The organism is Desulfonatronovibrio magnus, assembly GCF_000934755.1.
In the GTDB taxonomy this organism is placed as follows: domain Bacteria; phylum Desulfobacterota; class Desulfovibrionia; order Desulfovibrionales; family Desulfonatronovibrionaceae; genus Desulfonatronovibrio; species Desulfonatronovibrio magnus.
Genome location: NZ_JYNP01000005.1, coordinates 94849 through 107610, shown reverse-complemented (window position 1 = coordinate 107610; position 12762 = coordinate 94849). Strand labels below are relative to the sequence as shown.

Sequence of the window (12762 nt, the reverse complement as noted above, 5' to 3'; positions counted from 1 at the left end):
ATTGCGAGCGAGTCTTCGAGCGCGGCAATCTCAAACGTGCTAAGGCTGATATTTAGTTACTCCCAGACTCGATCCCGGGCCCCCAGGTGAGAAGCTTCTAAGTAACTAAAACCAAATTATCAACAAAATCAGACGGTTATAGTTTTCACAATTTTAAGATTTTTACATATGATTGATTCTCAATTACCAGAAAAGTTCCGTCAAAGATGAGAGCTTTGCGCCTGGCACAGGGACTGTCCCTCGCTGTGTAAATTTTATCATTAAAGCAAATTACTTCCAGAAACCAATGCAGCATCAATCCTTTTTATAGTACCTCGCGGGGACTGTCCCAATTTTCAGAAAAGTGACAGACTCGTAAAATTACTCCCAGACTCGATCCCGGGCCCCCAGGTGAGAAGCTTACAACTATTTACTGCTAATGCATTGCATTACCTGCTTAGCTTGACATTCAGAGCAATGATCTGCTTTCAATTGCTGTTACCATGGCCTTGATGAGAACTTCAGGATCATAATCCAGCTGACCAGACCAAAACTCGCAAAGCACATACCCATAAGACCAAGCACATTTGTCACTTCACTCCAGCCAAGAGATATAAACCACATACCCCCTGCTCCTGTGGTCATCATGGCAAACATAAGCATGGATGATGCTGCTCCTGTTCCTTTCTGAACCTGCTTAAGCACCAGATTATGACTTGGGGGTCGGCTCAGTCCCAGTGAAAAAGACATGACAGACATTGGCAATGCAAGATCCCAGGGCCCTTCATTGTTCCCAAAATACAACCAGACTCCACCAAGAGCGATTCCCATAAACCCTAAAATCAAAATATTACGGGACATGACCTTTTTTACTATCCTGATGCATGTAAAGGAACCAGCCATTAAAGCCAGGGCATTAAAACCGAAAAAATATCCATAAGCTTTGGGACTTAGCCCATATTCGGAAATGTATATCTCAGACGAAGCTGCTACAAAGGCAAATAAAGGAATTGTGCTACAGGTGGTCAACGAGGTCAGAGCAATATACCTTTTGTTGAGCAACAAGGCGAGATAGCCTGAAAAAAGCTCAACCCGGGCAGTTCTTTCATCTACAGGCAGGGTCTCGGGCATTCTGCAGACTCCCATAAGACCGATTAAACCCATGATTGCCAGAATGATAAAAATTGCTTGCCATGAAAATAATGTCAGAGACCAGCCGCCTATTACCGGACCTACCATGGGAGACATTGCCACTACCATGGCAATATAAGCAAGCACCTTCTCTCTTTGAATATCCTCAAACACATCCTTGGTAATAGCCAGAGCTAAAGCAGCCGCTGATGCGGCCCCGGCAGCCTGAATCATTCGGACAATAATAAGGCTGACCACATTCTGGCAAAAAGCGCACATTATACTGGCCAGAATAAAAATCGAGATCCCCGCTTGCAGCACAGCTCTTCTTCCAAATCGGTCCGATAATGGTCCATAGACCAGCAGAAAAATGCTGAAAATAAGAAAAAACAGAACCAGGGTCAGGTTGATCACCCAGAATGGTTCCTGCCATTGATTAGCAAGCTCGGGCATGGCTGGCAGGTACATGTTGGTGGAAAGAGGAGGAAATGCCGTGAGAAGAGCCAGAAGCGCAACCCATTTTTTCATGGCCCTGTTTCCGGGAACACTCAGTGAATTTTGAAACTTGATAAGAATAACCCCATGCAGTGAAAGTAGGAGCTTCAACTAAACCATGGCGCTCAAAAAAAAGCAATACCAAATCACTACCCAGACTCATGTATTGTCAAGGATTGGAAAGAAAAATACGGTATTGAGTCCGTTTCATTTTTTCCTGATATTGATGCGTTACCAAATATCCACTTCCTTCCATATGTGACCTAAAAGATACATTTACGTCACGTGAGCTACATATTTATTGATTATCAGAGACTCGTCCGGCTAAGGGTGCCGGGCAAGCGTCTTATCTTTTTCTGTGCCTCCTGAAAACAGAAAGGTATACGCCTCCTGAGTCTTGTTCGGCGTTCACTAACAGCACCCATGCAGTGAACGCCGGACTTTCAACTAAACCATGGCGCTCAAAAAAAATGCAATACCAAAGTACTACCCAGGCCCAGTCACTCCATAATATCAATGTTTCCAGAAATTTATTTGTCCAGCGCAAAATGGCACTGCTTTATTTTGAGATAAACGACTTTCATCTTTTTGAAAGTTTTTTTGGCTCAGCCGTAACCTTGCAGGCAATGGACAAAGCGAACACCTGTCTTCATAAACTTTGCTCGGGCCTGCTTAGAGGCTTCAGTGAAATTAAGGCGTTAGATAACTCCAGCCACATCATCATATTTGAAACAGACCAGCCTGATCCACAAGCCGTTGTAAACCTTCTGGTGAAAATTCGGCCTCAGGTCAGAGAAGAGGTCAATAAAGTCTTCTTTCCCCTGACCGGACAAAAGGCAGACCTCAAAGCAGGTTACTCATTTATCACCAATAATGGAAGTACATTCCAGGAAAGTATCTATAAGGCTGCTATGCAGGCTCGACAATCATCAGCCTGCAAGCTTGAATTAAATGAACTTCCTCTTCTACAGGAACTTAGAAATATTATTGAGCTGCCAGGCATTAAAGCCCTTTATCAGCCCATTATGGACTTTAGAACCAATAACATTATCGGCTGGGAGGCTCTGGCCAGAGGGCCTGAAAACAGCCAGTTTCATACTCCCCTTGCCCTTTTTGATTTTGCCGAAGATACTGGCATGCTTTTTCAGCTGGAAAGAACCTGTCGAGAACAGGCTATTAAGTCCATAGGTCCTTTGGGGCGTGATCAGAAAATATTTCTAAATATCCATCCCCAAACCCTGGTAGATCCCAACTTCAAAACAGGTGAAACCATGCGCCTGCTCGAACAAAACGGACTTACACCGGACAATGTAGTTTTTGAAATTACAGAAAGGCACAGTACAAGAAATTTCACATTGTTTTTCGAATCCCTTAACCATTATCGACAACAGGGCTACATGGTTGCAGTAGATGATCTGGGTGCAGGATATAATGGTCTGTTTTCCGTAGCCGAAATCAAGCCTGATTTCATCAAGATAGATATGAGTCTGACTCGAGGCGTGGACAGCAACCCCGCCAAAAGAGCACTAGTGGAAGCCATTATCACTTTTGCAGAGAAAATGGACGCCAAAGTGATAGCTGAGGGCATTGAAACACGTAACCAGCTGGAAGCGCTTGTTGCCATGGGCGCTCATAGCGGTCAGGGTTTCTTCCTGGCTCGACCAGAATTCCCAAAGCCTGCGCCTTCTTTTAACTTTAAAGCGTATATACCCAAAGAAACATTGAGCAATGCCAAATTTTTCGGGCGCATGAAAATCAGAGAACTTACTGAAACAACTGTTGCTGTTGCCAGAGAAACTAAAATCAGCAGTATAAAGTCATACTTCGAAGATGAAGGCGATGACAATGATCCTATTTCAGCTATTGTAGTTTGTGATAATGAAATACCTGAGGGGCTGATTATGAGCCATCACCTGGATCAGCAGCTCAGCAATTTTTATGGCGTTGCCCTTTACTATAGTCGTGATGTTACCAACCTCATGGACTCCAGTCCGCTCATTGTCGATGCCGACGAACTCGTGGAACAGGTGGCCAACATGGCTGTTAAAAGAAATAAGTACAAATATTTTGACAATATTATTGTTACTGACCAGGGCAGATACCTCGGTACTGTATCGGTCCAGAAAATGCTGGACACCCTGACCAAAATTCAGGTTGAAATTGCAAAAGGCGTTAACCCCCTAACCGGATTGCCTGGCAATACGTATATTGAAAGCGCGGTTGAGTCGAGAATAGGGAAGAATGGTCGTAAAATCAGCATTATTTATGCTGATCTGGATAACTTTAAAGCCTACAATGACGTTTACGGTTTTAAACATGGAGACCAGATAATCCAGTTTATGGCCAAAGTATTGACATGGGCCACCAGAAGACATGGTCTGGGCGATGACTTTATCGGTCATGTAGGCGGAGATGATTTTATCATAATCACGAGCACTGACAAAGCTGACCGGATCTGTAAAGCCATTGTCAGGTGTTTCCAAAGGCTGGGGAAAAGCTTTTATTCCGAAGAAGACCGTAAAAGAGGTTATATCCAGGCCAAAAACAGAGATGGCCAGGACAAAAACTTTCCCATGATCTCCATTTCTCTGGCCATTGTGGACTGTTTTGAAAACATGACCCTCAACCAGATCAGCAAGCTTGCTGCAGGCACCAAAAAACTGGCCAAATCAAGACCGGGCAATGTTTTTGTCCGCAACAGAAGGCTTCCTGCAGATGATGGCTGCGCAATTCTACCAAAAGGGGCAGCTATAGCAGTTTAGACCTTTGCATGTGGCACGGGGGTTTGACTCGTTCCCTGCTTTCCTTAAGGAAATGACTAAACAGTTACGAGCAGGAGCATTACGCGTTTCAAAAAAAACTCTAAGTTTGAGTTGTATGCCATAGCTTTTTTGGGGTTAAAACCCGATTGTGACGGCCTGGCACAGGGACTGTTCCTGGCTTCGGGACTGTCCCCAATTAACTTTTCAGAAAAGCTTAATGCTCCCGTTACGGGCAGCTTAACGCTTTAACTTAAGAAATGGACCTTGCCAGGTAAGGAGATATATCATGAAAGATTGCACCCGGATGGATATGCATGTACATTCTAAATATTCCACAAAACCGGCTCAGTGGATTTTGAAAAAACTTGGTTGTTCTGAAAGCTATACTGAGCCTGAGTTTATTTACAGCAGGCTCAAGGAAAAGGGCATGGACCTGGTGACCATTACAGATCACAATTGCATAGATGCCTGCCTGGAAATCGCAAACCTTGATGACACCTTTATCAGCGAAGAAATCACAACCTATCTTCCTGAAGACAAGTGCAAACTCCATGTCCTGGCCTATGACATATCTGAGGCCCAGCACAGGGAGATTCAGAAAGTCCGGCCCAATGTGCATGAACTTGTGAACTACCTGCTCCAGGAAAATATTGTTCACGGCCTTGCCCATCCCATGTTTTCCACAAACGGCAAGCTTGACTATGATAACTTTGAAATGCTTTTACTGCTTTTTAAGATCTTTGAGATCAACGGAGCCAGAGATGCAAGTCTGAATACCGGCCTGGAGTACATTTTAAACCACCTCTGCCCCAAAGATTTTGAATACCTTGAAAACAAACACGGGTTTAAGGCCAAGTCTGTCCGTCCCTGGGAAAAAGGCTTTATTGGCGGATCAGATGACCACAGCTCACTGAATATTGGGCGTATGTTCACTGAAGTCCCTGGAGCGCACATTAAAGATACATTCCTTGAAGGTATAAATAATGGCCATGCAAAGGCCATGGGTACTGCCTCAACCCCCAAAACCCTTGCCCATAATTTATACGCCATTGGATATCAATTCTGCAAAAAGAAATTTAACCTGGAAAAATATATTGGAAGGGACAGCTTTTTACAATTCATGGATAAAAGCCTGCATCCCTGGCAGATTCGTCCCAGGAGTATGATCAACTCTTTCATCACTTTTCTCAATTCCAAAAGAAAATTTCGCCCGGGTCACGGCAACAGAGAACTGCATCAGCTTTTGAGTCACGAAACTGAGCATCTGATACGCACTGACCCGGAAATTAAAAAGATGGTTCGTTCCAGCGTCAATCCTCATGAGCATATGGGGGCCAAATGGTTTAGATTTGCATCCAAGGCTTCCAACAAGGTCCTCTCCCACAGTGCTGAACAACTTCTCAGGCAGGCCTCGTCTTCAGGATTCATGAGCGCTTTTCAAACCCTTGGATCTGCAGGAAGTCTGTACTCCATGCTTGCCCCTTACTTTGTCTCATACTCCATGTTCAACCATGACCGTAAATTGAGTTCTGAGTTTTTAACCCAGTACAACCACAATAAAAACATAACCTTTCTTCAAAAAGACATAAAAGTGGCTCACTTCACTGATACTTTTTATGAAGTCAATGGTGTAGCTCTGACTCTGCAGCAGCAGGCTGATCTTGCTTCAAGATCCGATAAAGAGCTGACCATTATCACATGCAAGCCGGAACATAGATATATGCCTGAACGTCCCAACGTGAAAAACTTTGATCCCATCGGAGTTTTTGAACTGCCTGAATACCCTGAAATCAGGCTTTTCTATCCTCCTTTTCTGGAAATGCTCGACTTTTGCTTTGATCAGAAAATCACTCATATCCATACAGCCACCCCAGGCCCCATTGGCATGGCTGCTCTGGCTGTTTCTAAACTGCTTCACCTGCCTATTTTCGGAACATATCACACTTCCCTGCCTCAATACACCGGATACTTAACCGGAGACTATGCCTTAGAGGCAGTAATGTGGAAATATATGGTCTGGTATTATAATCAACTGGATACAGTTTTTGCTCCGTCCAAAAGCACTGTTAGAGAACTGCAGGCCAAAGGAGTGCGTCAGGAAAAACTCAAGGTCTATCCAAGGGGTGTTGACATTAACAGGTTCAGCCCCAAAAAACGCAATGGTTTTTTTGACAAAAACTTTGGCATCACAGACAAGATAAAACTTTTGTATGTAGGCCGGGTATCAAAAGAGAAAAACCTGCACATACTGGAACAGGCCTTTGTGGAACTGTCTAAAATATCAAGGGATATCCATCTCATCATTATCGGAGATGGACCATATCGTTTTGAGATGGAATACAAACTCAAAGATCTTCCAGTCACATTTACTGGATACTTAAGCGGTGAAGACCTGACCCAGGCCTATGCTTCATCAGATCTGTTTGTCTTTCCCAGCACCACAGATACTTTCGGCAATGTAGTTCTGGAAGCCCAGGCCTCTGGTATTCCAGCCATTGTGGTCAATGAGGGTGGACCTCTGGAAAATATCCTGGACAACAAAACAGGACTCATCATCCAGGCTGACGACAGCCAGGCCCTGAAAGATGCGGTTCATGCTCTGGTTAATAACCCTGCAAGACTCAAACAGATGGGCCACCAGGCCAGAGTTTATATGGAAGGAAGATCATTTGAAAAGGCTTTTGACCAGACCTGGGAAATGTACGCCAGGAGTGCGTAAGCGCTACCTTCTTTCCAGACCTTTCTTGACCCACTCCAGAACAGAGGCAAAGGGATAATCCTGAAGCCGTCCAAAATCCCCGGACTTGGATGCCTTTAGTTTTGTCAGTGAGGGCGAGTTTACCCCGCACAAAAACCTGGTCAGACTTCTAAGCTCAACATTTCGGCCAAAAAATTTCACAGACCTTTCAAGCAGTTCCTGATGTTCTGGGTCTGACAGCGGAGCAAGTTTCTTTGTATCTTCAAGTACAGCAGGACCTCCGTCACGGCAGGCTGAACACTTTCCACACGCCCCTTCAGGCATTTGCTCTCCAAAATATCTGGCCAGATTGAAGCTCAAACAGGGAGAGCTTTGCAGAAAACGCAACACAAGATGAATGCGGTTGATTTCATGATCCTGCTTATTTTTGAAAAGGGCATAAAGCTTTTCAGTCAGCTCCTGCTGATCAAAATTCCTGTTTATGATCTGAAAAACATCCATGGTGCCTGACGCCCTGAGCATTATCCAGCCCTGCTCATTAAAATACTCCAGGGCTGTCACCACCCTTGATCTTGGAGAGCCTGACTCAGCTGCAGCCCCGTCAATATCTGCATGAGTCCAGGTTCGTTTGGCCTGACTGTTTCTGAAAATGATCCGCACAAATTCCTGCCTTTCTCCCTGAAAACTGCGGCAAATATCCTCAAGGTCTTTTACAGGCTGGAATGAATACTGGGAATAATAGGATGCTCGGGACTCAAGGATTTTTTCCAGTTCCAGATATACCAGTAAAGTTTTTAACGGAAGAAGCCTGATATTCAACTCACCTGACAGGGAATAAAGGCTTAAGTGCAGCTCATCATCCTCACTTGAAGCAATAATCCTCAGCAGCCTTGCAATGCCCTGCTTTTCCGGCATATCGCCGTACACAAAATTTTCCAGAACATTCACTTTGTCTTTACTGGCCAGTGTCAGACACAGGGATTCTTTTCCATCGCGCCCGGCCCGCCCTATTTCCTGGCTGTAATTTTCTATGGACTTTGGCAGGTCATAATGAATCACCCTGCGGATATCCTTTTTATCAATCCCCATGCCAAAGGCAATGGTGGCCACCACGCAATGGACTTTGCCGGACATGAAGTCATTCTGAATGGCTTCTCTGTGCTCATTGGTCATACCCGCATGATAAGCCCTGGCCTCAATTCCGGCATCAGCAAGAATCTCAGCCGCTTGCTCCGCTGTTTTCTGCAGAGTAACATATACAATAGTCGGCGCTTCCCGGGACTCAAGGAGTCTCCGAACCAGAACATCTGCTTTGTCAGCCTCCGGGGTGGGAGCTACCTTCAGTATTAGATTGGGACGGTGAAACCCAGTAACCACAACATCACTTTTATCCACGTCAAACCTGGCGCACATATCCAGCATGACCCTTGGTGTGGCTGTTGCTGTCAGAAGAAGCCCCTGGGGGATATTAAATTCCCGCCTGTATACAGGGAGTTTAAGATAGTCTGGGCGAAAATTATGACCCCATTCTGATATGCAGTGCGCCTCATCCACCACCATGAGCGATACCCGCATCTGTTTCAGATGCTGCCTGAAGCGCTCGTTCTTAAACCTTTCCACAGCAATCATAAGTATCTTGAGCTGGCCGCTTTTGGCCTGCCCAAGTATGTTCATGTAATCATCAAAAGAAAGGGAGGAATCCAGCCTGGCAGCGGGTATTGATTTGCTTTGCAGAAAATCAACCTGATCCTTCATCAGACTGAGCAGAGGCGATACCACCAGGGTCATGTGGGGCAGGAGAACAGCAGGCAGCTGATAACACAGGGACTTGCCGGCCCCGGTTGGAAACACAGCCAGTGAGGACCTGCCCTGCATGATTTTTTCCATGACCTGTTTTTGTCCCGGCTTGAACCCGGTAAATCCGAAATTCTTTTCAAGGGCTTGATTCAGCATATTATTGCTCGTGTGGTTTTGTTGGCAGTTCTGACGGGAGCATTACGCGATTTTTGAAAAGTAGTTGGGGACAGTCCCGAAGCCAGGGACAGTCCCCTTGCCAGGCTGTTCACTATTACCTGTTTCGCAGACAATAGGTGTTACAAACCCATGTTCAATATGTTTTCAAAAAACGCGTAATGCTCCCGTTCTGACTATGAGTCCCAAGTCGTAAAAGTTCCAGAGGCAGAGGACTGGTAGGGATGTTTTGTATCGAGCCCCTTTGTCTGGACTTGTTGAGAATAAGCCCGTTGGGATACTTGACAATCTGCTTGAGCTCTCCAGGGCGAAGCTGAGAAGTCCACTTAACTTCCACAGGCCAGAATCGTCCGTCATGAACATAGGCTATATCTACCTCACCCTTGGCTTTTATATAGTAAACAGGATAGTTTCGGCCATATAAAGATGCGGCGCAAGACTCAACCAGCAGGCCTGCTTTTCGTGAATCAGCAAGTAACGGCAAACTTTGATCCTGATAAGGATTAGAACAGGGCCAAAGCCAGGACATGGCGCAGTGGAAAATGAACGGATCGCAAAAAAACACCTTGCGGGCTTTTTTTGGGGCTGCAGCAAGCTTGTCTTCAATAAGAGCATGCAGCACAAAGACCACATCCATAGATTCAAGAAGACTCACATGGTCGGCCACGGTTTTGGGATGCTCAATGCTCATTTCCCGGGTTAAAGAATTCCAGGTTACCTGACTGCCATAAGATTTGATAATGGCTCTCAGAATTTCCTGCAATGAATTTTCCCGGCGACCGCGCTTCAAAAAATCCCCTCTGACCCAGTCAGTGTAGGTATAATAAGTTGCCGGCAAAATAGCCCCATGCTCCTCCAGATCATTCATGGCTGTTAAAAAACCTCCGTGGATGAGATAACATTCAAACTCCCGGAAAAGCCTATCCATCAGATCCAGGGAAGGCTCAGCCTGTTCATTGACAAGGGTGTCAATATCAGACGAACTGAAGTTTTCTTTCAACTGGACAGTCTCTAAAAAGTTCAGGGGATAAAGATGAAAATCAACCCTGCTCTCTTTTCCCCGCCTGCCAGGAAAACGCATCCGTGCCTCTTTGATGAGGGTCATATCAGAGCCAGTTAAAAAAAGCCCCACCCTTTCCAATAACCCTGCATCTGCCAGATATTTAACTGCCTTGTCCCACTCCCGGATATAAGTCACTTCATCCAGAATCAGATATTTGTGTTCGGCTTCAGGCATGGCGGACAACATATCACTGAAAAGCCTGACTAAGGCATGATGGTCTTCAATAAGCTCACCTGTAACAAAACGGATATTTTCTGGAGGCGTACCCTGCAAAAGTTGCTCTGCCATCCACTGTTTCATCAAGGTGGTTTTGCCTATCTGCCGGCCTCCGCTTAAGGTGAATATGCCCGGCTTGTTGCGGGGCAGGATATCAAGAAGAGGGGATTTGTGGATAAGGTGCTGTTTGCCAAGTTGGCGCAGATGGGGGTCCAATTGGCTGAATTGTTCTGGAGAATCCAGATGAGTATTATGCGGCAGAAACCTGAGATCCATGAGCAATAGGTAATGACAAATTTAATCACATGTCAATGAATAAATTTATTCAATCAGGAATGAATAAACTTATTCACAATGAAAAAAAGAGACTACCCAAATCTACCCCATGACAACCTAAAAATGGCTTCGCCAAAGTGACCACTTTCACATGATGGTTGATATTGTGCGCACATTGCCATGCCATATGATATTGACTCATTCAAATGCAACGCTGAAAAAAAGAACTCCTGACCCGTGAAAGAGGGATCGTATTCGAAAACGAGGGAAAACATGGCCCATCAACCGGATAAAATTAAACTTGACCTCGAGGAAAAAGAAATTCTCAATGCCTAAGAAAAAGGAGAGTTAAAGCCTTCTGAATCTGGCATTGATTTTCAGGCTGCAGCCCGCAGCACTATGAAAAAACCGAAAGATAATCATCCGTATTTCAGAAAATGACCTTCTTGCCCTGCAGCGTAAAGCAGACCGTGAAGGTATCCCATACCTGACTCTCATTGGCAGCGTATTGCATAAATATGCCAGCGAACTGATTCAAGACGTGGGGTAAAACAGCCAGGGGTAACAGTTTAGCCATTTGCATGTAGCACGGGGACTGGCTCTCCCGGCACCCTCTTGAGCTGTATTTTGAGATTGAATGATTTTTTTATCGGCCAAGTGGGTGCCGGGGTGCCTGTCCCCTGCTTTCCTGAGAAAGGGCCTAAACTGTTACAGCCAGGAAAATCCGCACACAAGGTTTTCAAGAATCCATGTCAAACATCCATGATCTCCCTGCAAAAGGGCTTACACCTTATACTTGTCCATCCAATGGGGGAAGCCTCACCGATTCTATCCGTCTCCAACTTAAGGTTCGCTTAAGCTCTTCCAACTGCTCCTCGATTATCTTACGCTCTCTTTCTAATTCCAGCCTCAAATCTTCTTCGCTTGGCAGGTAGAGCATATATTTCGACGCGAAAATCTGTTTCCGCTCATTCAATACAGAATATCTGGCAACGGCTTCATTTTTCTTTGTGCATAGAACCAGTCCCATGGTGATTGTCATCTTCTGCTGTATAAAGATCATCAAACATGCGCACGTATCCATCCATCTGTCCCACATCCTTGTATGACAGCTCACCCATCTTGAGATCAATCAGCAGGTAGCATTTGAGAATGCAGTTATAAAAGACCAGGTCCACATAGAGATCTGTGTCATCAAATCTAAGCCGCCTCTGTCTGGCCACAAAAGCAAAGCCCTTCCCCAGTTCCAGAAGGAAATTTTGTAGATGGGTAATAATGGCCTGCTCCAATGTGGTTTCATGGAGATTTGGGGAATCAGGCAATCCAAGAAACTCCAGCACATATGGATTTTTCAGAATTGCATCAGGCGGCAGGGGCTTTCCAGGAAGGCGTTCTCTGTCAGCAGCACTCAGACCGGCTTCACCGCGATTTGAAATAATTCGCTCGTAATACGATGAGTGGATCTGTCGTTCCAGCTGAGCTTTGTTCCAGCCGCAGTCAATGGCTTCCTGCTCATAAAAAAGGCGGGCTTTTTCGTCTTTTACCCGCATTAATGCACGGTAGTGGGACCAGGAAAGTTGTGGGGAGAAGGCCTGGCTCAAATCTCCACCAGATGAGAATTTAATTGATTTTGCAACAGATTGGCAATCAGTTGGGTAACTTTTTTGTTCTTCCGGAAATTTTCCACCTGCCGGGTGGAGATTTCCGGATTTTACACATTCTCCACCCTGCGGGTGGAGAATTGAAAGACGGTTAGGATATTTCTGATAAAACTGCCTGAAATACCAAAGATTGGTTGTCGAAAAGCCTTTTCCATATTGTGCTGTGAGACATCAGACAAATCCTCTATAACTTGCTTTCCATACTCAGCCCGCTCTTCGCCTTTCTGCAATTCCTGCACAATCTCCCGCCCGATCAGCCAGTAAGCCGCAACCATATTGGAATTAACCGAACGGACAACATTAGATCGGGCATTCTCGAGAATTGTGACGACTCGGCTGAAAAGAGAATCATTATTTTTTTCTTGAATATCAGTGCTCATTTCATACCCCTAAAGACTCCATTAGAAATGCCAGAATATGCGTTCACTCTTCCTTGGGTAACAGTTTAGCTTTTTTTAAGACACAAGGGACTGTCCGGCACTCAACCAGAGATAACATTTCATTGTGCTG

6 protein-coding genes and 1 pseudogene are annotated in these 12762 nt (G+C 45.2%); 2 read left to right on the top strand and 5 right to left on the bottom strand.

What is annotated here, in order from left to right; genetic code table 11:
- Positions 1–477 precede the first annotated feature (477 nt).
- Positions 478–1638, bottom strand: coding sequence for a multidrug effflux MFS transporter (locus LZ23_RS00550; RefSeq protein ID WP_045210635.1), 1161 nt, complete (start codon positions 1636–1638; stop codon positions 478–480).
- 437 nt (positions 1639–2075) lie between these two features.
- Between LZ23_RS00550 and LZ23_RS00545 the strand changes: the two genes are divergently transcribed.
- Positions 2076–4367, top strand: a complete 2292-nt coding sequence (locus LZ23_RS00545) for a GGDEF domain-containing protein (protein ID WP_052506993.1) — start codon at positions 2076–2078, stop codon at positions 4365–4367.
- A 286-nt stretch (positions 4368–4653) separates the two neighbouring features.
- Positions 4654–7086 carry a glycosyltransferase gene (locus LZ23_RS00540; RefSeq protein WP_045210633.1) on the top strand — a complete coding sequence of 811 codons (2433 nt, stop codon included), beginning with the start codon at positions 4654–4656 and terminating at the stop codon, positions 7084–7086.
- 3 nt (positions 7087–7089) lie between these two features.
- Here LZ23_RS00540 and LZ23_RS00535 read toward each other — a convergent pair whose 3' ends face one another.
- The 4 genes and pseudogenes from LZ23_RS00535 to LZ23_RS25255 all read right to left on the bottom strand — a co-directional run bounded on the left by LZ23_RS00535 (position 7090) and on the right by LZ23_RS25255 (position 12632).
- Positions 7090–9018 (bottom strand): RecQ family ATP-dependent DNA helicase, encoded by a 1929-nt coding sequence (locus LZ23_RS00535; RefSeq protein ID WP_198145866.1) that lies wholly within the window; start codon positions 9016–9018, stop codon positions 7090–7092.
- A 154-nt stretch (positions 9019–9172) separates the two neighbouring features.
- Positions 9173–10591 carry an ATP-binding protein gene (locus LZ23_RS00530; protein ID WP_045210631.1) on the bottom strand — a complete coding sequence of 473 codons (1419 nt, stop codon included), beginning with the start codon at positions 10589–10591 and terminating at the stop codon, positions 9173–9175.
- Positions 10592–11381: 790 nt separating this feature from the next.
- A pseudogene (locus LZ23_RS25420) lies at positions 11382–12192 on the bottom strand (PDDEXK nuclease domain-containing protein).
- A 110-nt stretch (positions 12193–12302) separates the two neighbouring features.
- The gene (locus LZ23_RS25255; RefSeq protein WP_198145863.1) at positions 12303–12632 is read right to left on the bottom strand and encodes a DUF1016 N-terminal domain-containing protein; all 330 of its coding nucleotides are present in this window, start codon (positions 12630–12632) and stop codon (positions 12303–12305) included.
- Positions 12633–12762: the final 130 nt, after the last annotated feature.

Excerpts from the sequence above, each read along its gene's own strand:
- LZ23_RS25255 (WP_198145863.1), bottom strand. The coding sequence starts at position 12,632 with ATGAGCACTGATATTCAAGAAAAAAATAATGATTCTCTTTTCAGCCGA.
- LZ23_RS00535 (WP_198145866.1), bottom strand. The coding sequence starts at position 9,018 with ATGCTGAATCAAGCCCTTGAAAAGAATTTCGGATTTACCGGGTTCAAG.
- LZ23_RS00540 (WP_045210633.1), top strand. The coding sequence starts at position 4,654 with ATGAAAGATTGCACCCGGATGGATATGCATGTACATTCTAAATATTCC.
- LZ23_RS00545 (WP_052506993.1), top strand. The coding sequence starts at position 2,076 with ATGCAATACCAAAGTACTACCCAGGCCCAGTCACTCCATAATATCAAT.
- LZ23_RS00530 (WP_045210631.1), bottom strand. The coding sequence starts at position 10,591 with ATGGATCTCAGGTTTCTGCCGCATAATACTCATCTGGATTCTCCAGAA.
- LZ23_RS00550 (WP_045210635.1), bottom strand. The coding sequence starts at position 1,638 with ATGAAAAAATGGGTTGCGCTTCTGGCTCTTCTCACGGCATTTCCTCCT.